The organism is Nocardiopsis quinghaiensis (assembly GCF_008638365.1).
In the GTDB taxonomy this organism is placed as follows: domain Bacteria; phylum Actinomycetota; class Actinomycetes; order Streptosporangiales; family Streptosporangiaceae; genus Nocardiopsis; species Nocardiopsis quinghaiensis.
This window is the reverse complement of the sequence record NZ_VWVU01000006.1, coordinates 13,800-31,239: the sequence shown is the minus strand read 5'-3', so window position 1 is coordinate 31,239 and position 17,440 is coordinate 13,800. Positions and strand designations below refer to the sequence as shown.

The following is a 17,440-nucleotide window of genomic DNA, read 5'->3' as shown; positions in this document are numbered from 1 at the left end:
GGCTTCAGGCCAGCACCTGTTCGAGGGCGTGCGCGCCGACCGACGCCAGAGGCGCGTCGTCGGAGGCGTACAGCAGGCTCCCGAAGAGGAGCGCCCAGGCCCGGGCGCGGTCCCAGGTGTCGGAGTCCACCGGGCAGAGCTCCTCCAGCCGGGCACGGAAGGCGGCGCGGCCGGGGGCGTCGAACAGCAGCCAGGCCACGGCCAGGTCGGTGGCGGGGTCCCCCGAGGTCAGGTCGCCGAAGTCCAGGACGGCCGCCAGTTCCGGTGCGCCCTCGGAGGTGACGAGGATGTTGGCGGGGTGCAGGTCGCCGTGGAGCCACAGCGGCGGTCCCGGCCACGCCGGGGTGGCGGTCAGCCGTTCCCACAGGGACAGGAGTTCGCCCGCGCGGGGGAACGGGCCCGCGTCCAGGCGTTCGCGCACACGCGCGTACCGGGCGGTCAGGGGCACGCCGCGGAAGGGGTTGGCCGGGGCGTCGTCGGGGGCGGGCACGTGCATGCGGGCCGCGAACCCGGCCAGGGGGCGGGCCAGGCGGCGCCGCTCGGGAACCGGCAGGACGGCGGCGGTGCGCCCCTCGAACCAGCGGTTGACGGACCAGTGCCAGGGATAGCCGCAGCCGGGCACCCCGGTGCGCACCGGGACGGGGAGGGCGACGCCGACCCGGTCGGCGATCCGCCCCAGCCAGCGCTGTTCGTTGAGGACCAGGGCGGCGGCGGACTCGCGCCGGGGGAGCCGGACGGTGAGGTTCCCTCCCAGGCGCAGGATCGTGTTGTCCCATCCGCTGGCGAGGGGAACGAGGGGGAGGCGGGCCAGGTCGGGGTACTGTTCCCGGAGCAGCCGCTCGACGAGCGGGACGGTGACGTCGACGTCCGCGGCAGGGGTGTTCATGCGTCCATGATCCGCCACGCCGCCGGGCGCTCCCCGCCGGCGCGCCCACCGCCCCGGTGTACCCGGTCGGACCGGATCCGGGGCGGCCCCGCGGTGCGCGGGTCAGGCCTTGCGGTTCTCGCCCAGCTCGTCCTCGATGGGGTTGACCGGCCTGGTCTCCTTCGTTGACTCGGCCATGCCGGGCTTGCGGTGCTCTCGACGGTGCTGCGCGCGGGCGGACTCGGGATGGGAGTCCGTGTCGGACCGGGGCAGGGGCACCGAGCGCAGTACCTCCTCGGGCTGGTAGTAGTCCGCCGGCGGAATCGCCCGCAGGGCGCTGAGCAGCTCCTCGTCGGCCTCCGCGTCCCGGGCGTGCTCCACGATCCGGTCCTTGCCCGCGGGGAAGTCCACCTCGCCCAGGATTTGCTGCAGCCCCTTGATCCCATGCTTGACGCTCATCGTCAGTCCCTCCGTCTCGTGCGAGGGCCGGACCGCTCCACGCCGTTCAGCGGCGGTGAGCGGTCTGACCTGCCAGGACACGGAGGCTGCTACCCGATCGGAGCGGACCCAATCGTCGGTCCCGCCGCCGCGGACCCGGCGGGACACGGGAGTCCGGCGGACACGGGACGCACCGCACCGCCCGGCCCCGGGCGGATCCCCGCCACGGGCGGCCGGGCGGTGCGGTGGGGGCGGCCCGTCAGCCCCGCTCCGCCTCCGCCTCCTGGCCCGGGCGCAGCAGCGGCAGGACCCTCTCCCCGAACTCCACCATGTCCGCGTGGTAGTCGGGGAAGATCAGCATCAGGCCGTCGAGTTCGGCGTACTCCACGATCTCGCGGATCCTCCCGGCCACCGTCTCGGGCGAGCCGGTGACGAACGGCGTCTGGAACGCCTCGTCCTCGGGCCTCTCGGAGGTCAGCGACAGGGCCTTGTCCAGGGGCAGGCCCCAGGACAGCTTGAGGTTGACGATCGCGTCGACGTCCGCACCGCGACCGTACTCCAGCCTCCGCTCCTCGGCGGCGGCGTCGGTGTCGGCCATGATGACGGTGAGCATCGAGTACGTCTTGATGCTCCGCTCCTGCTTGGCGGCGCGCTCCTTGACGTCGCGGCTGGCATCGCGCAGGCCGGGCAGGTCCTGCGCGGTCAGGAACGAGCCGTCGCAGTGACGGGCCTGGAAGTCCAGACCGGTGTCGGAGCGGCCCGCGCTGATCAGGGCCGGAGCCGGGTCGGGATGCGGACGGGAACGGCAGTCGTCGAGCTGGAAGAACTCGCCGTGGTGGGTCACCGAGTCCTCGGTCCACAGCCTCTTGAGGACGGTGGTCCACTCCTCGGTGTACCGGTAGCGGTCGGCGTGCCCGAGGTCCTCCCGCCACAGGCCCATCTGCGCGAACTCGCCCGCGTAGGCGCCCACGACGATGTTCATCCCCGCCCGGCCGCCGCTGATGTCCTGGAGGGTGGTGTACATCTTGGCGGCGATGGCCGGGTTGAACAGGTTCGTGTGGACGGTCGCCCACACCTTGACGTGCTCGGTGGCCTCGGCGAGCCCCGACATCATCGTCATCGACTCCAGGGTCCGTCCCCAGTGGTCGGTCGCACCGTCGTAGCCGCGCCACTTGCCCATGGACATGACGAAGTCGAGTCCGTAGGCGTCGGCGAGGACCGCGGTCTTCTTGTTGTACTCGTAGGTCGCCTCCGGGTGCGGTGAGGTCTCCGAGACGATCCACCCCCCGTTGCCGATGGGAAGGAAGATGCCGTACTCGGTTTCGGCGGCCGGAGGCCCGCCTGGTGCTGCCATCCTTGGCTCCTCGGTTGTCGCTCTTGTGCGCTGTGCACCTTTCGGTGCCTACTCGCCGCCGGTCCAGGTCACCTCGGAGGCGACGTGGACGGCCTCCAGGTACCGGGGGTCGAACAGGGGCTCCACGTCGGGCATCTCGTCGAGCTGACCGTTGTCGACGAGCGTCCGGCCCTCGGCCTCGGTCAGGGTCAGGTCGATGTAGCCGACCGTGGCGTCATCGGGGGTGGAGGCGTTGACCAGCTCCTGCTCGGAGTTCCAGATCCGCAGGTTGTGGTCGACGTCGTATCCGGCCTCGGCCAGCTCGGCGGCGTACCCGACGCACTCCTCGCCGTTCTCCTGGCAGTACGAGAAGGCCTGGGAGAGCGCCCGCAGGTAGTCCTCGACCACCGTCGGGTTCTCCTTGGCCCACTCGGGGTTGGCGGCCATCACGCCGAACGAGCCGACGACCCCGTAGTCCTCGGGAAGCCACTCGTTGTAGTCCTCGTCCATGTCCGAGAGCAGGAACGGCTCGTTGGAGCGGAACGCGGTCAGCGCCTGCACCTGGTCGCGGGGCAGCACGCTGGGGTCGTAGCCCACCTCCACGATCTCGATGCTGTCGAGGTCGACGCCGTCGGCGACCAGCATGGCCTCCAGCGGCGCGGGCAGCATGCCCTTGTGGCCCAGGGTGGTGCCCTCCAGGTCCTCGAGCGCCTCGATGCCGGTGCCGGTCAGGAGGCTGGCGATGGGAACGTGCCCGTAGGTGGCGATGCCGATGACGTCGTGTCCGGCGTCGTTGGCCTGGAGGACCTCGGCCTCGTTGCCCAGGGACGTGAAGTGCGCGGTGCCCGCGGACACCAGCTGTGAGTTGCCGATGGTGTCGCCGCTGCCCGGCTGGATCTCCACGTCCAGGCACACGGCCTCGAAGTAGCCCAGGGCGTCGGCCGCGACGGCCTCCAGGATGCTGACGGAGGCCTGGTACTGGTAGCCGGTGATGTAGGTGACCGTCCCGGCCGCGCGGTTGGTCTCGCAGCGCTCCTCGTCGATCACGCTGGTGATCTCGGGTGCTTCGTCGGTCGCCTCACCTTCGGCGCATGCCGCGGTGAGGAGGAGGACCGACGCCGCGACCGTCGCCAGGACGGGGCGCAGGCGTCGGTCGCGGGGGTGCGAGGGCGGAGTGCTCATGGGGCTCCTTAGGAGGTGGTTCGCTGCTGGGACTCGTGCCAGAACAGCAGCCTGCGTTCGAGGATGGTGATGAGTGCGAGCATCAGCACGCCCATCACGGCCAGGCAGGCGACGGCCGCGTAGACGTACTCCAAGCGGGCGGTCGCGGCCGCGTTGCGGATCATCGTGCCGAGTCCGCTTGAGGACCCGGCCGCGACGAACTCGGCGACCACGGCGCCCACGATGGACAGGGGGAACACCACTCGCAGCGCGGCGAGGGTGTAGGGGAGGCTGCTGGGAACACGCAGCCGCAACAGCACCTCCATGCGGGAGGCGTGCAGGGTCGAGAAGACGTGTAGGACGGGGACGGACACCGACCGCAGGCCGGTGGTCACGTTGATGAGCACGGGGAAGAACGTGATGATCGCGGTGACGATGACCTTGGGGGCCATACCGAACCCGAAGGCCACGACCAGGGCGGGGGCGAGCGCGACGACGGGGGTCACGTTCAGGACCACCGCCAGCGGCATGATCGCGCGCCGCAGCACCGGGATCTCCGACATCAGCAGGGCGAGGAAGAACGCCGTACCCGCGCCGCAGGCCACGCCCAGCAGGGCGATGCTGAGTGTGGACCAGGCGTTGGCCAGGAACAGCAGGGGGTCCTCGACGAGGATCGCCCCGACCTCCGCCAGCGGGGGCAGGAGGTAGGGCTGGTCCGCGGCGATCGCCGACCAGGCGAGGCCGACGAGCAGCACCGCCACGGCGGTGGGCAGCCACACGCCCGGCCTCAGGGCGGAGCCGTGTGTGCGAGCGCCGCGGCGGCGCACGGGCGCAGCGCCGCCGGAGCGGGAACGCACGGGTGTGGTGGTGGCCATGGTCTCTCCTCCTCTCACTGGTGGACGAGGTCGTCGGGAGCGGCTCCGACCTCCCACGCGGACTGCAGGGACGCGCGGACCCGGTCCTCCAGGGCGTGCATGAGCGGCCCGGTCACCACGGCCTCGTCACGGGGACGGGGCAGGGCGACGGGCAGCACCTCGTGTACACGGCCGGGCCGGGCCGACATCACGACGATCTCGTCGGAGAGGGTGACCGCCTCGCGCACCGAGTGCGTGACGAACACGACCGTCGTGGACATCCGCTCCCACAGGCCCAGGAGTTGGAGCTGGAGCGCCTCGCGGGTGAACTCGTCCAGGGCGGAGAAGGGCTCGTCCATCAGCAGCAGGTCGGGCCGCAGTCCGAAGGCGCGGGCGATGGCGACGCGCTGCTTCATCCCGCCGGACAGTTCGTGGGGGTACCTGTGCGCGGCGTCCTCCAGACTGACCATGCGCAGCAGGAGGTCGGGGTCCTCGCTGCCCCGTCCCGCCCGGCGGTTGACCCTGGCGGGAAGGGACACGTTGCGCCGCACGTTCAGCCACGGCAGCAGGGCGGGGGTCTGGGGGACCAGGCCCACCGCCTTGGCCTCGCACATGCTCTTGGGCGTGGAGCCGAAGACGGTGACGGCGCCGGTGTCGTGGTCCTCCAGACCGGCGATCACCCGCAGGAGGGTGGACTTGCCGCAGCCGCTGGGGCCGATGAGGCTCACGAAGCGGCGGCGGGAGACGTCCAGGTCGATGCCGTCGAGTGCGGGGCGGCGGGGGTCACCGCCCTCGTAGGTCTTGGTGAGTCCGCGTACCTCGATCCGGTCGTCGCTCACGTGGCGTCCAGGGCTTCGAGCCGGAGCACACGGACGTGCGCGGGGCCGTTCGGGAACGCGTGGCCTCCGGCTGTTTCCGGATGGCCGGGGTGTGGGGATGCCATACCTGCTCCTTGGAGGGTGTGATCGGATGATTGCACACCGTGTCTTCATGGTGAATAAGTACTGGAGGGGCGAAGAGGAGCGCGCAGGTCACCGGGTGCGGCGTCATCAGCCGAGCAGGAGGCCGGGCGACACGGGTCCGGAACGGGGCACACAGCGCGTCCCGGTCAGGGACGTGGCGGGTACGCGGGGGTTCGTTCCTGTACGCGGGCCGGAAACGCGGATGAGCTCGGCCGCATGGGGAGAACCCATGGGACACCCTCCAGATGGCTGTCTCCGGGCATGGGGAGCTAGAGACCTTCGATGGAGAGCGGGCGGAAGGAGCATGTCGACGGCCCGCGGGGATCGTTGACGCGTCGAATGATAGGGATTGCTTATTAACGCGTTATGAAGCGTTGATCACGTACTGATATCGAGGGCTCGGATTCTGTGCTGGTCGTCGGCGATGGCGACCGTGATCCGGTGCGTGGCGAACGCCGCGGGCAGCCAGGCGCCGCGCCCGAAGAGCTTGGCGAGTGGTTCGCCCAGCACCAGGAGGACGCGCGCGTCCGGGAAGTGGCGGTCGCGCAGCCAGACGAGTTTGAAGGCGTCCGCGATGACCTTGTTGCGCTGCGCCGACTTGACCGGTCCGTGCAGGGGCGAGAACTGGGCCAGGACGGTCGGCCGACCCCCGTCGGCGCCGTCGACCCCGATCCGCGTCCCGTCCGCGAGAGTGAACTCGCGGGGAGTGAGTTCGGTTCCCAGGTAGGCGGAGAGCGCCCTGGTGAGTTCTGTGTTGCCCTGCCGAGCCGGTCGTGCTATCTCCTCCGGCGGGGGGCTTTCCGCTGAATGCACCATAACAAGGAAACTTTAATGCACGCAGATCACACAAGCACCTTGGTTATCTGTGGGCACCTCCGTATCAAAGATCTCCGGTGTTCCGACCTGGGTTTTTCCATATTACTAGTGTCGTGACTCACATCCCTCGGCTCGTGCCCCGAGCCCCGGCGTGGCGGGCCCTCCCGGTGCTGTCCGTGGCCTCCTGGGCACGGCTCCTTGGTTACTCACTGGTAAGGAGAAGGGCGGGGAACGCGGTCCCAGAATTCTCCCTCTTCCTGCCTTTGGAAGAGCGCCAGTTCAGACGGTGTTCGCCCGGGGCCCGGGTCGGGGTGTGCCCGTTGTTCACCGGGAGGGGATATCTGAGCGGAAAATGCTCGCGTTCCGATATGTGGGATGATGTCCGGTCCTGAGGTGATATGTCGGGATTAGAGGTGTCGGAGTTGCCGCTGACGCGTGGCCGCCCCCGGCCCCTTCCGGACGGGACCGGGGGCGGAGGGCGGAGAGCCCGCACGTGCCACGGGATGTTCCCGGGCGCCGTACCCGGGCAGGGGAGGAAGCAGGTGTTCCGGCAGACCAGCGAGCAGGAGGCAGTGGTGGCGATCGTCCATGCCGAGCATGTGACTCGGCTGCTGAGTACGGAGGACGGAGACCCGGTGCTGATCGTTCACCGGGGCCAGGCCGAGGTCGTGGAGGCGGCCGAACTCGACGACCCGCGTTACGAGGGCGCGCTGCGTGTGGCCGAACGCGGTGACCTCGTACCGGAGAAGGGCGGGGAACCGACGCGGGAGGAGGCCGAGGCCCTCGCGCGTCGGTTGGACACGGCGGTGAGGAACCTCGGCGGCTGACCGCGTCGCGGGGCCCGGCGCGTACTCCCGGCCGGGCCCCGCGCGGACTCCGCTCGGGCCTACCCGGACGCCTTGGGGTCGTAGGTCTCTCCGGTCACGGGGTTGGTGGCCATGCCGGTCGAGGCGTCGTAGTCCACGTCCATCCCCAGGTCCGGATCGTGGTAGAGGCCGGTGTCGGGGTTGCGCGGAAGACCCACCTCGGGGTCGATCTCCCAGCCGGTCACCGGGTCGACGGTCGGGCTGGGCTCCTCGGAGGGTTCCCCGGTGGGCTCGGCGGAGGGTTCCGGAGACGGGTCGGAGGTGGGCTCGGAGTCCTCCCCGGGAGTCTCCTCCACGATGACGATCTCGTTCTGGGCGGGCTGCGACTCCGCGCCGCCCTCCGGGTCGAGCACGCCGAAGCTCACCAGGGCCAGGACGAGGACGCCCAGACCGACGCGGTAGTAGACGAACGGCATGAAGCTGTGCGTGGTGATGAAGCGCATCAGCCAGGCGATCACCGCGAAGCCGACGACGCCCGCGATGACCGTTCCCACGATGGTGGCGCCCCACCCGGCGTACTCCTGGTCGCCGATGTCGGTCAGCTTGTACACGCCGGCTCCGAAGACCGCGGGCAGCGCCAGCAGGAAGGCGTACTCGGCCGCGTCCTTGCGCTTGAAGCCGAGCAGCATCCCGCCCGTGAGGGTTCCGCCCGAGCGCGAGACGCCGGGGATCAGGGCGAGCGCCTGGAAGAGGCCGAAGGTCAGGCCGCGGGGGATGTTGAGATCCTCCAGCGTGCGGTGCTTGCGCGAGTACGTGTCCACCACGCCGAGGATCACGCCGAAGATGATGAGGTTCAACGCGATCAGGCGCAGGTCCCGGAAGACGCTGTCGATCTGGTCCTCAAGGAGCAGGCCGAGGACCACGATGGGGACCGACCCGAGGATGACGTACCAGCCCATGCGCGCGTTGACGTCGCTCCGCAGGTCCCGGTTGACGAGCGATCTCGTCCACGTCGACAGGATCGCCCAGATCCGCTTCCGGAAGTAGATCAGCACGGCCAGCTCGGTGCCGATCTGGCTGACGGCCGTGAAGGCGGCGCCGGGATCGGGCCAGCCGAAGAGTGCCGACACCACGCGCAGGTGCCCGCTGGAGGAGATCGGTAGGAACTCGGTCAGCCCCTGGACCAGGCCAAGGATGATTGCTTCGAAGATGGACACGGCAGAGTCTGCTCCAGGCTGCTTCGGTCGCCAGTGGGGCGACGACTGTCACGGGCACGGCGAGAGACGCGCTCGGGAAAGGGGATGGTCCACGAAGCTTACTGAGAACTCCGGATCGGCACGTCACCGAGGAGCGGATCGTGGGCGGTCAGGGTACGGGCCGAGGATCCGCGGCGGCCACGGCGGACAGCCGGTCTGGGGCGCGGCGGGCCCGTCAGCCCCGCAGGCCGTCGGGCAGCGCGTCCAGGTGGGACCGGTGCGCGGTCACGGACGCCACCTTCCCCGTCTCCCCCTGTCCTGCCGCCGTCCCAGCGTGTAGCGGATGTGAGTGTCGTCGAACCGTGCGACGGGGGAGAGGCGTTCCGCGGGACCGGCGAGGCCGTCGGAGTCGGCACCGCTCGCACTGACCAGACCTCCAAGGGCAGGGAGGGCGTAGGCAGGCGTAGGCACACGGGAAGTGCTCCCGCCGGCCCCGGCCCCTCCCTCCAGGGGCCCTGCCCGGCGACGGGGCTCAGGCGCCCTGGCCCCGGGCCCGCTCGGACATCCGGTCGCGCACCTCGGACAGGGTCGCGATCAGCTTGTCCAGGTAGGGGCGGTCCCTGATGTCGTCGTGCAGGTGCAGGGTCACCCCGGGTGCCACGTCGACCAGGGCCAGGGCCAGGAGTTCGGGGTTGTCCTCATGCCAGAACACCTTGACGTCGTCGGCGTCGGGCTGGCTGATGGAGAGCTGGACGGTGGTGGTGATCGAGGTGTCGCTCACGGGGTGCCTCCTACGGGGTCGGGGTGCGGGACCGGGCCGGTCGCCTGCCCAGCGGAGAGGGGAGTGGACCGGCCACCCGGTTCCGGCGTCCATGAGCGCGGCCGCGACTCGGCTTGTACGTCTCGGCCCACCCGCTCACGGATCCTACCTACCCGCCGTACGGACTCCTACGTTTCGGTGGGCGCCGTCGTCCCCGCCAGCGGACGGGGACCGGCACTGACGAACCGGGGCCGACCGGCTCTCAGCCCAGTGGCGCACGGGAGTCCAGGGCCCTGGTGGTGAAGACCATCAGACGGGCCCGCACCACCGGCACCGTCCAGCGCCTCACCGGCCGCCCGCCGCGCGGTTTCCGCGAGGCCGCGGAACGGGAGCGGGCATGAGAAAACTCCAGGTCGATGGCGACGGGAAGACCGCTCTGGCCTGGGGGCTCGTGTGGTGGGGCCCCAGGGGCCGAGGCCTGGACCTGCGGACTGAAAGTCCATATGGAAATGGTCAGTTTGTCCCTGTATAGGTAGATTCGTTCAAGAATGCCCGTTCTCCGTCGGGCTACCGACGACTACGGAAGTCCACCGGGGACTACCGGGTGCCGGGGCGCCGGAGCCACAACGGAGCTGATTCGGCCGTTCGCGAGGCGCGGACCAAGTCCATCGGCGATTCGACGTACGTGTGCCGGAAGCGCTGAGAACGCTGCGAAGTGAGTGGGCATCAGTTCGGCGTTTCACGCCGACGGCCCTGTCCGACCGCCCGGACAGGGCCGGCCCCGAAATCCTTTCGGCCGTGTTCGCCTCATCCGTTACGATCGCGGGATTGTTCCCACTGCTGGGAGCCCACGAGGTTCGCGTGTGGTCTCCCCCGGCGGTTCCCAGGCTGAGAGACAGGTTCCGTTCATGGCATGCCGTATCAGTGAGCTCGTGCTCGGTTGCCGCGACCCGGAGGTGCTGGCGCGGTTCTGGTGCGAGGTCCTGGACTTCGTCGTGATCGCTCGCGAGGACGACGGCACGGTGGAGATCGGGCCGCGCGAAGGGTTCGGCGGTCCGCAGCCGACGATCATCCTCAGCCGCAGGGACGAGCCGGAGAAGGGGAAGCCCCGGCTGCACATCGACGTCAACGCCACCGACCGCGATCAGGACGCCGAGCTCGAACGCCTTCTGGGGCTCGGGGCCCGCCCGGCCGACATCGGCCAGACAGGGCAGGAGCAGTGGCATGTCCTGACCGACCCCGAAGGCAACGAGTTCTGCCTGCTCAAGGCCCGCCTCGACCCACTCTGACGTTCACCGGCCACGCCTCGGCCCCTGGGGACTTGTGGCCTGGCCTGGCCCCGTGGGCGTGCGGGCGGCTGTGGGACGTTGGTGGGCGTGTGCGGACGGTACAGCAGTGGGGGTCGGGCCGGGGTCTGTCCGTTCGGGTGCGGCTCCGCGGTGGAGCGGGGTCCTCGGGGACCTCGTGAGGTGGGGAGCACCCACCTCGCACCGGGGCAAGCACGGAGCTCTTTCGAGGTGCCGGGCATGAGGTAACCCCAGGTCGGTGGCGGCGGGAAGGCCGTCCTGACCTGGGGTTCCGGTGGTAGGGCCCCAGGGGATCGAACCCTGAACTCGCGGATTAAAAGTCTGCGGGAAACCTGCTGTACTGCCCCATATGTACGGCTTCGTTCCTGGTCGTCCGGCCGCCGTCGTGCTACCGGAGACCACAGGAGTCCATCAAGGACTACCGGGTTCCTGAACAGCGGAGCCACAACGGAGCCAATCCGGCGGCCCACGAGGCGCGGATCAAGTTTGCTGGTCACGGTTCGGTGGTCGTCAAGGATTACCGAACCGTGACTTCGCGTAGCTGCCGTGATGGTGCTGAAGTGCGTCCTTAGGGCCTCGTGCGTGCGCTCTGGACGTCATGAACGCCTTGGGCACCACTCGTTCTGTACTCACAGGAGCCGATGGTATTGCCATCGGTCCTCTCTCTGTCTGCCACCTGTGCCTAGGCAACCCCTGTCGATCGACGGTCAACTCGGCAGGTCTGCAACTAAGGTGAGCAACGTCTGCAGAGCACGGAGATCAGGACTCGCCAGACGTGGCCCACACGCTGGGCACGAAAATGTCCGAAGCTCAGCGTACTCTCGAGCCATGGAGGCTGAAATCAGAAGCTCACAGCATAATCGGCCATTTCGCGAGCTGTTGACGGCTAAGTTCATTTTAGTAGCTGTCGCTGTTTCTTTCATTGGTATCCTCCTTCTCTACTTGGGAAGTATAGAGCGCTTCTGGATAGGGCGTGATGGGGTCCAGGCTCTTGTTAATCAACTGGGATCGATTCTAGTCGTATCCGTTTCTCTAGCGCTAATATGGGAGCTTCTTGGGAAGCGTGCATTTGCTCGAGAGATATTTGAAAATTCCCGAGCAATGGGTGACATTGAAGCCTCTGGTATTCAGAGTATCGGTACAGATTACGTCTCAGACCCCGACTGGGGTGAACTATTTAGGGGTGTGCGCGAGCTGGATATATTCGTAGCTTATGCGCGAACATGGAGAAATTCACACCTGGAGCGGCTGCGCGATCTCGCGCAAGTAAAAGGCGCGCGAATCAGGGTAATTCTTCCTGATCCTGAGTGTTCCGAAACCGTTTCAACTCTTGCACGTAGGTTCGACATGACGGAGGGCGACCTGCGTTCAGCAATTGAAGAAGCTAGGCGCGATTTCATCGGGCTTCGAAATCCAGAAGGTGCTGAGGTGCAAGTCTACTATCGCAAGGGTGACTTGGTGTTTAGCCTGTATCGATTTGATGCCAGAGCTGTCGTAACATTGTACAGCCATAGTCAGCGGCGCGGGCAGGTCCCTAATGTGGTCTGCAAGAGTAGCGGAACAATCTACAGCTTTGTTGTTGACGAATTCAATGGAGTCTTGGAGCAAAGTCGAAATTCAGAGAAATGAATGAATCCAGGAGAAGGAGAAAGCGTTGACTAGTGTGCAGGTGTGTGTTGGCGACCTCACTGAGGAGTTGCTGGCATTAGCGAAATCGCAGAAGTCCCTGGCCTGCGATATTGAGACCACTGGTCTTGATTGGAATGCTGATCGGATTGGGACAGTTCAGATATATGCTCCTGATATTGGTGCAATAGTGGTTCGGGTCTCTGAAAAATTCCCATCGAGACTCATTCAGGTGCTCGAGTCGAACAATATTGCAAAGGTTTTTCATCACGCGCCTTTTGACTTGAGGTTCTTGCGTGCGCACTGGGGTGTAAAAATCAAGAACGTCCGCTGCACCAAAGTTGGCTCACGCCTTCTTCGACCGGCTGTCAGTAGAGAAAGCCACAGCCTCAAGCCTCTGCTTAAGTATTGGATAGGAGTGTCAATTGACAAAAGCCAACAGCAGAGTGATTGGGTTTCTTCTGACTTGAGTTCTGACCAACTGCGGTATGCTGTGAGCGATGTAAGGTACTTGCTGGATCTGCTCAGTCTTCTTAATAAAGAAATGATGAAACGTGATCTTTTCGATATCTATAATGAATGCATGAGATTCTTGCCTACGCAGGTGGAACTTGATGTCTCTGGGCAGTCGGACATATTTGCCCATTGACCTTTTTTAGGTGCCGCATTATGTTGTTAGTCTTTCGTGATTTAATATTTTTGGATTCTGCGGTGGGCTATGACTGCAGCGGTGTACTCCTCGGTGGTCAGATCGCTCTCCTCGATGCCTAGGCTGTTGAGCACGTTCCGGACCAAGGCCAGCCCCTCGGTCACCTCGTCTTCGGGGACCAGGGTCTCAACTTCGATGAACGTTCCTTCGAGTTCGGGGACGGTGACGACCGTGGCCAGGCATTCGCGGCCGTCATCAGTGGTGAGCGAGAAGTTGGCGCAGTGCTTGGTGAGGGACACCAGGTGCTCATAGCCGAGGCCGGTCAGGATCGCGTCGAGTTCCGGGGCCGACTCGGCACGGGTCTCGTGTTCGGGCTTGGAGCCGCTCGCCTCGTCCACGGGCGGGGCCTTGTAGGTGAACACGACCTTCTGGTCGCCACCCCGCTCGATGACGCGTACGCGCAGTTCGCGGCTTTGGCTAGTGAGGGATCCGTCGGGGAGGTCGTAGTAGGTGTCCCGGTAGACGGCGATCACTTCCTCGGCCCGGCCACGCAGGAGTTCCATCATCCGCTCTGGCTTGGCGACCCGTGCCTTGAGCTCCGCTTCGATCACCTTCGTGCCTTCCCTTCGATCACAGGAGACGGTGCGCACCCCGGCGCAGCTCCTCGAACTGTCTGATTAGCCCACGATGCAGGGCGCCGTAAGGGGTGGGCGCCAGCTTGTACATAGCTGAGGAGTGCCCTTCCCAATCGGAGTCGAACGCGGAAACGTACATCAGGCCGTCGATCGCGATGACTCGCCAGATCGGAAGGCCGTCGTAGACGTATAGCTCGACATCACCGGTAGCGACGAGCTCCCGAATGCGTGCGATGGCCAGACGGATTCCCGCAGCGAAGGATTCCGGGCTCTCACCGATCTCTTCGGCCCGGCGCTCGGCGGCAGGGCTGTCCGGATCCAGAAGCAACAGGCGCAGTTTCATCCGTCCTTCGCGAACGGCGTCGCGAAGCAGCGAGTCGTTCATGCCGAGGAGCCCCAGACCGCGAACCGCGAGAACGTCGAGCGAGTCGGCATGAGCAGCGCTCGCACGGATCTCGTTGGCCGCCGCCGACTGGGAGGGGTAGACCTGGACGATCTCGGCTCGGCCGGATGCTCCGAGGTGGTCCAGCCCTGCAGGGTGGCGCGGGGCAAGCCCGAACAGCATGCGTGCGGTATCCGGCATGCCGAGGCCATCGGCGATGCGCTCGTAGACGGTCATCGCGCTCACGGCGCGGGACCCATTGGAGATCTCCGAGACCCGGGCCTGTGTCATGTCGATGGCCGCACCGATGCGTGACTGAGAGACACCATGGGCGCTGAACACCCGGAAGAGAGCAGCGATGTCCCGTCGGCGCAGGATCGCCCGGGTTTCTTCGGATTCCCAGGCTCGTAGGGGAAGCAAGCGCTCGGTCACCCGACGACGCTACATCCCACCGTGAGATACCCGGGCTGGAATGGCCACATCCGGCAACTTTCCGCGACGATCTTTGACAGCAACACAGATCCCTCGGAGCAGAGAGAAGTCGATGGACGAGACACGGAATGAGACCCCGGAGGCCGTTGGAGTCGTGGTCGTCGAGCTCGGAGACGCTGCCGAACTAACCCTCGGTCAGGGGCAGGCCCAGAACGAGAACAAGCGCAACCCCTACAACTGACCGCCTCGGGTGCCCGGGGCAACCCCTCCCGGGCACCCGCTCAGAGCGCAGGAGAAAGCCCATGTGGTTCGGTGGTTCGACAGGTCCGCCCTCCGCCCGTCCCCGCGGTTCCATCCCTCTCGCTCCGTATCTGCCGCAGGTATGGGCGAGTTCTGACTGGCCCGAGCACGAGCGACGTGTCGCCTCTCACCGAGGGCGTCACGTAGTGGTGCTGGGCCCTTGCGGCGTCGATGAGGAAGAACTGGTCCGGGTTACGGGGCACACTGTGCCTGACGACGTGGTCTGGCGGTGGCCGGGCAGCTATGTCGTGGCGCAGATCGAACCGGGGACAGTCACGATCTGGACCGATCTCTCCTCGGCGATCCCGGTGTATACGCGACGAACCCCTGAAGGAGTGCTGTGGGCCTCAAGCTCGCACCTACTGGCCGGCTTCGACGGAGCGCCGGTGGTGAACCTGGACAAGGTCGCCGCACGGTTGGTCAGCCCTGATACGGCGGAGGCCGGAACGGATTCCTTTTTCCACGGGGTCGCACGCGTGCCACCCGGACACCGGCTCCGACTGACCGTTCGTCGTGAACCGGACACAAGGGCGATGTGGCGACCGACCCCGATGGCCGACGGCCACGCACTCCGGCTACGATCCGCGCTAGAAGACGCCGTCGCTGTCCGTGTCGACCACTCGGCGCGGCCGAGCACGGACTTCTCTGGTGGATTCGACTCCACAGCGCTCGGACTCCTGGCCGCGGAACGCCTGGCACCGGAGGGACGCGGGATCGTGGGCGTCACCGTTCATCCGGAAGGCGTCCACCACGGCGGAGACCTCGACTACGCCCGAGAGGCCGCCCACCATCCGGGACTCGATCACCGCTGGATGCCGGTCACTGACGACCACACTCCCTACGGGAAGCTCGATCTGGTCCCCGCAACGGACGAACCAGCGCCATCGACGGTCTCCTATGCCTACTTCTCTGGACAGTTGACCTGGCTCACCGAAGAAGTCGGCTCCGACATGCACATGACCGGAGACGGCGGGGATGCTCTCCTCCTCACGCCCCCGTACTACCTGGTCGAACTCCTGAATCGGGCCAGGATCCGTCGGGCTCTCGGTGAGGCGGCTCGATGGGCGCACGTACGGCGGATGTCGATCCTGGAAGCCTTCCGAACTGCGAACTCCAGGGCAGAACCGGCCCCGGTCCCGTCCTGGGTCGGTGCGAAGCAACCCGTGGCCGGTGGCGAGGACCCCTTCTCCCTAGAGAGCCCGACCCTGCGTGCCCTGATGCGGACGATGGCCCAGGCCGGCCGCACGGCTCGTTCCGACGTACAGATCGCCGAGGCCTTCGGGATTGCGCTGCACAACCCTTACTTCGACTCTCAGGTCATCGACGCCTATCTGTCCGTGCCGGTCGACGGCCTTCCAGGACCGGCCCGCTACAAGCCGATCATGGCCGAGGCCATGCGTGACCTGTTCCCGGAACGGCTCACCCGGCGCACCACGAAGGGAGACGCCTCCAGCGACCACCACCACGGGTTGAGGAAGGCGCTGCCTGCACTCCTCGGCTTCGTTGACGGCCACCTGGCCGGTGAAGGACTGGTCGATGTCGCCGGGTTGCGCGGATCGATGCGGCGCGCCGCCATGGGTGTGGGTGACGAACTGGCCCAGGTCGAGTCCGCTGTGGCCACCGAGGCATGGCTTCGCGCGGTCCGCTCCGCGCCGGCAATCCCATGGGAAACGATCGAGGTGAGGGCGGCATGAAGGTCACGTCTGTTGGCCTGCCTGAAATCCGTGCCTGCGATCTGGGGGCAGCGACCGTGGTCGTTGACTACGGAACCGGCGCCGTTCGTGTCCTTTCTCCTGAGGCCGGAAGGCAGTCGGCCGTGGACGGGCCACCGGCCGTCAGTGGTCATCGGTGGGAGGCGAGCTGGGGTGTTCAGGAACTCCCAATGGGATTCTCCGAGTTTCCCCGAGTGCCCGGCCCCTACCGATGGGCCGCCGCAGCGGCGCTCCTCCTGGTGCTCGGCGTCTCCTGGGGAGGTCGGCGGCGGTTCCGGATGGGGAGGATGCTCCGGCTCATGGAGGCCGTGTCCCGACTGCATCGCCGTGCAGCCGATATACACCAGGCCGAGAAAGCCGTGCACGCGGTACGGGCTCTGGGCTTGTTCTCGCCCGTGCGCGTCGCGTGCTTGGAAGAATCGGTGGCCGCGGTGCTGGCCCTGGCCATACGTGGGCGTGGAGTGCGCTGGTGCCATGGGGTGATCGCGGATCCCATCCGGCTGCACGCCTGGATCGAGGTGGAGGGCCGGCCTGTGGAGGAGCCGGACAGCACACGGCGGTGCACCGCACTGCTGACCATCCCCAGCATGGAGGAGAGCACGTGAGTGAACCCCTGATGTGGCTTCGAGGGGACAAGGCCGGGATCGGCCCGTTGCGCGCCGATCTGGCGGAGGAGTACTGGCGGTGGGAGCAGTCGATTCCGACGATCGTCGGCTACAACCGGCAGACCCCGCAGCCGATGGAGACCACCCGAGAGATCCTGGTCGAGGGCTACGGGCGTGCTTCGGACCGGGAACTGCGGTTCACCGTCTACGACCTGAGCGGGGACGAACCACGTCCTGTCGGGCTGGCCCAGGTGTACGTCGATCCGATGCGCCGCAACGGGGAGTACGTGGTGGCCATGGGGGAGTCCCGAGGGAAGGGTGTGGGCAGTGAGGCGACCCGGCTGGTGCTGGACTACGCCTTCCACGTGACCAACCTGCGGTGCGTGTACCTGACGGTGATCGAACCCAACGCCGGGGCGATCCGCGCCTACGAGAAGGCCGGGTTCAAGCGACAGGGGATACGGCGCAACTCCAACCAGTGGCTGGGCGAGACCGTCAACGACGTGCTGATGGACGCGGTTCCCGAGGACGTTCCGTGGAAGTCCCTGGTGAAGGCGCAGTTCGCGACCTGAAACGCCAGCTGTGTGCCCGCCGCCGGGCG

19 protein-coding genes are annotated in these 17,440 nt (G+C 67.0%); 8 read left to right on the top strand and 11 right to left on the bottom strand.

Going from position 1 to position 17,440, the window contains the following annotated elements:
- Nucleotides 1–4 precede the first annotated feature (4 nt).
- The 7 genes from FYX01_RS14085 to FYX01_RS14055 form a co-directional block, all read right to left on the bottom strand.
- On the bottom strand, nt 5–886 hold the full coding sequence (locus tag FYX01_RS14085; protein WP_150241422.1) for an aminoglycoside phosphotransferase family protein: 882 nt from the start codon (nt 884–886) through the stop codon (nt 5–7).
- A gap of 102 nt (nt 887–988) precedes the next feature.
- Nucleotides 989–1,324 carry a DUF2795 domain-containing protein gene (locus tag FYX01_RS14080; RefSeq protein WP_150241420.1) on the bottom strand — a complete coding sequence of 112 codons (336 nt, stop codon included), beginning with the start codon at nt 1,322–1,324 and terminating at the stop codon, nt 989–991.
- 238 nt (nt 1,325–1,562) lie between these two features.
- Nucleotides 1,563–2,657, bottom strand: a complete 1,095-nt coding sequence (locus tag FYX01_RS14075; RefSeq protein ID WP_150241418.1) for an LLM class flavin-dependent oxidoreductase — start codon at nt 2,655–2,657, stop codon at nt 1,563–1,565.
- 48 nt (nt 2,658–2,705) lie between these two features.
- Complete coding sequence (locus tag FYX01_RS14070) at nt 2,706–3,818, bottom strand: ABC transporter substrate-binding protein (protein WP_150241416.1); 1,113 nt, start codon at nt 3,816–3,818, stop codon at nt 2,706–2,708.
- An 8-nt stretch (nt 3,819–3,826) separates the two neighbouring features.
- Nucleotides 3,827–4,672 carry an ABC transporter permease gene (locus FYX01_RS14065; protein WP_150241414.1) on the bottom strand — a complete coding sequence of 282 codons (846 nt, stop codon included), beginning with the start codon at nt 4,670–4,672 and terminating at the stop codon, nt 3,827–3,829.
- 14 nt (nt 4,673–4,686) lie between these two features.
- Nucleotides 4,687–5,490 (bottom strand): ABC transporter ATP-binding protein, encoded by an 804-nt coding sequence (locus tag FYX01_RS14060; RefSeq protein WP_150241412.1) that lies wholly within the window; start codon nt 5,488–5,490, stop codon nt 4,687–4,689.
- Nucleotides 5,491–5,991: 501 nt separating this feature from the next.
- Nucleotides 5,992–6,429, bottom strand: a complete 438-nt coding sequence (locus FYX01_RS14055) for a hypothetical protein (RefSeq protein ID WP_150241411.1) — start codon at nt 6,427–6,429, stop codon at nt 5,992–5,994.
- Between the two features lie 542 nt (nt 6,430–6,971).
- On the opposite strand from FYX01_RS14055, the gene FYX01_RS14050 reads away from it, so the two are divergent.
- On the top strand, nt 6,972–7,256 hold the full coding sequence (locus FYX01_RS14050; RefSeq protein WP_223830460.1) for a hypothetical protein: 285 nt from the start codon (nt 6,972–6,974) through the stop codon (nt 7,254–7,256).
- Nucleotides 7,257–7,315: 59 nt separating this feature from the next.
- Here the strand turns inward: FYX01_RS14050 and FYX01_RS14045 are convergent, their stop codons facing one another.
- Both FYX01_RS14045 and FYX01_RS14040 read right to left on the bottom strand, forming a co-directional pair.
- The gene (locus FYX01_RS14045) at nt 7,316–8,452 is read right to left on the bottom strand and encodes an undecaprenyl-diphosphate phosphatase (RefSeq protein ID WP_150241408.1); all 1,137 of its coding nucleotides are present in this window, start codon (nt 8,450–8,452) and stop codon (nt 7,316–7,318) included.
- A gap of 511 nt (nt 8,453–8,963) precedes the next feature.
- Nucleotides 8,964–9,212: a hypothetical protein gene (locus FYX01_RS14040; protein ID WP_150241406.1), complete on the bottom strand. Its 249-nt coding sequence runs from the start codon at nt 9,210–9,212 to the stop codon at nt 8,964–8,966.
- 887 nt (nt 9,213–10,099) lie between these two features.
- Here FYX01_RS14040 and FYX01_RS14035 point away from each other — a divergent pair.
- The 3 genes from FYX01_RS14035 to FYX01_RS14025 all read left to right on the top strand — a co-directional run bounded on the left by FYX01_RS14035 (nt 10,100) and on the right by FYX01_RS14025 (nt 12,773).
- The gene (locus tag FYX01_RS14035) at nt 10,100–10,480 is read left to right on the top strand and encodes a VOC family protein (RefSeq protein ID WP_150241404.1); all 381 of its coding nucleotides are present in this window, start codon (nt 10,100–10,102) and stop codon (nt 10,478–10,480) included.
- Nucleotides 10,481–11,326: 846 nt separating this feature from the next.
- Nucleotides 11,327–12,127, top strand: coding sequence for a hypothetical protein (locus FYX01_RS14030; protein WP_150241402.1), 801 nt, complete (start codon nt 11,327–11,329; stop codon nt 12,125–12,127).
- A gap of 34 nt (nt 12,128–12,161) precedes the next feature.
- The gene (locus tag FYX01_RS14025) at nt 12,162–12,773 is read left to right on the top strand and encodes a ribonuclease D (RefSeq protein ID WP_223830488.1); all 612 of its coding nucleotides are present in this window, start codon (nt 12,162–12,164) and stop codon (nt 12,771–12,773) included.
- A gap of 41 nt (nt 12,774–12,814) precedes the next feature.
- On the opposite strand, the gene FYX01_RS14020 is transcribed toward FYX01_RS14025, so the two are convergent.
- On the bottom strand, nt 12,815–13,384 hold the full coding sequence (locus FYX01_RS14020) for a class IV adenylate cyclase (RefSeq protein ID WP_150241397.1): 570 nt from the start codon (nt 13,382–13,384) through the stop codon (nt 12,815–12,817).
- 19 nt (nt 13,385–13,403) lie between these two features.
- Nucleotides 13,404–14,222: an XRE family transcriptional regulator gene (locus tag FYX01_RS14015; RefSeq protein ID WP_150241395.1), complete on the bottom strand. Its 819-nt coding sequence runs from the start codon at nt 14,220–14,222 to the stop codon at nt 13,404–13,406.
- Between the two features lie 112 nt (nt 14,223–14,334).
- On the opposite strand from FYX01_RS14015, the gene FYX01_RS14010 reads away from it, so the two are divergent.
- From FYX01_RS14010 to FYX01_RS13995, 4 genes are all read left to right on the top strand, one after another.
- Nucleotides 14,335–14,463, top strand: a complete 129-nt coding sequence (locus FYX01_RS14010) for an albusnodin family lasso peptide (protein WP_150241393.1) — start codon at nt 14,335–14,337, stop codon at nt 14,461–14,463.
- A gap of 61 nt (nt 14,464–14,524) precedes the next feature.
- Nucleotides 14,525–16,216 (top strand): albusnodin/ikarugamycin family macrolactam cyclase, encoded by a 1,692-nt coding sequence (locus tag FYX01_RS14005; RefSeq protein WP_150241391.1) that lies wholly within the window; start codon nt 14,525–14,527, stop codon nt 16,214–16,216.
- Nucleotides 16,150–16,839, top strand: a complete 690-nt coding sequence (locus tag FYX01_RS27165; protein ID WP_317846066.1) for a lasso peptide biosynthesis B2 protein — start codon at nt 16,150–16,152, stop codon at nt 16,837–16,839. Before FYX01_RS14005 ends, FYX01_RS27165 begins: the two co-directional genes overlap by 67 nt.
- Nucleotides 16,836–17,411 carry a GNAT family N-acetyltransferase gene (locus FYX01_RS13995; protein ID WP_150241387.1) on the top strand — a complete coding sequence of 192 codons (576 nt, stop codon included), beginning with the start codon at nt 16,836–16,838 and terminating at the stop codon, nt 17,409–17,411. Before FYX01_RS27165 ends, FYX01_RS13995 begins: the two co-directional genes overlap by 4 nt.
- The last annotated feature ends 29 nt before the right edge of the window (nt 17,412–17,440 follow it).

Coding starts and splice junctions, on each gene's coding strand:
- FYX01_RS14010 (WP_150241393.1), top strand. CDS start 14,335: ATGGACGAGACACGGAATGAGACCCCGGAGGCCGTTGGAGTCGTGGTC.
- FYX01_RS14055 (WP_150241411.1), bottom strand. CDS start 6,429: ATGGTGCATTCAGCGGAAAGCCCCCCGCCGGAGGAGATAGCACGACCG.
- FYX01_RS14080 (WP_150241420.1), bottom strand. CDS start 1,324: ATGAGCGTCAAGCATGGGATCAAGGGGCTGCAGCAAATCCTGGGCGAG.
- FYX01_RS27165 (WP_317846066.1), top strand. CDS start 16,150: ATGGCTTCGCGCGGTCCGCTCCGCGCCGGCAATCCCATGGGAAACGAT.
- FYX01_RS14005 (WP_150241391.1), top strand. CDS start 14,525: ATGTGGTTCGGTGGTTCGACAGGTCCGCCCTCCGCCCGTCCCCGCGGT.
- FYX01_RS14075 (WP_150241418.1), bottom strand. CDS start 2,657: ATGGCAGCACCAGGCGGGCCTCCGGCCGCCGAAACCGAGTACGGCATC.
- FYX01_RS14085 (WP_150241422.1), bottom strand. CDS start 886: ATGAACACCCCTGCCGCGGACGTCGACGTCACCGTCCCGCTCGTCGAG.
- FYX01_RS14030 (WP_150241402.1), top strand. CDS start 11,327: ATGGAGGCTGAAATCAGAAGCTCACAGCATAATCGGCCATTTCGCGAG.
- FYX01_RS14035 (WP_150241404.1), top strand. CDS start 10,100: ATGGCATGCCGTATCAGTGAGCTCGTGCTCGGTTGCCGCGACCCGGAG.
- FYX01_RS14070 (WP_150241416.1), bottom strand. CDS start 3,818: ATGAGCACTCCGCCCTCGCACCCCCGCGACCGACGCCTGCGCCCCGTC.
- FYX01_RS14065 (WP_150241414.1), bottom strand. CDS start 4,672: ATGGCCACCACCACACCCGTGCGTTCCCGCTCCGGCGGCGCTGCGCCC.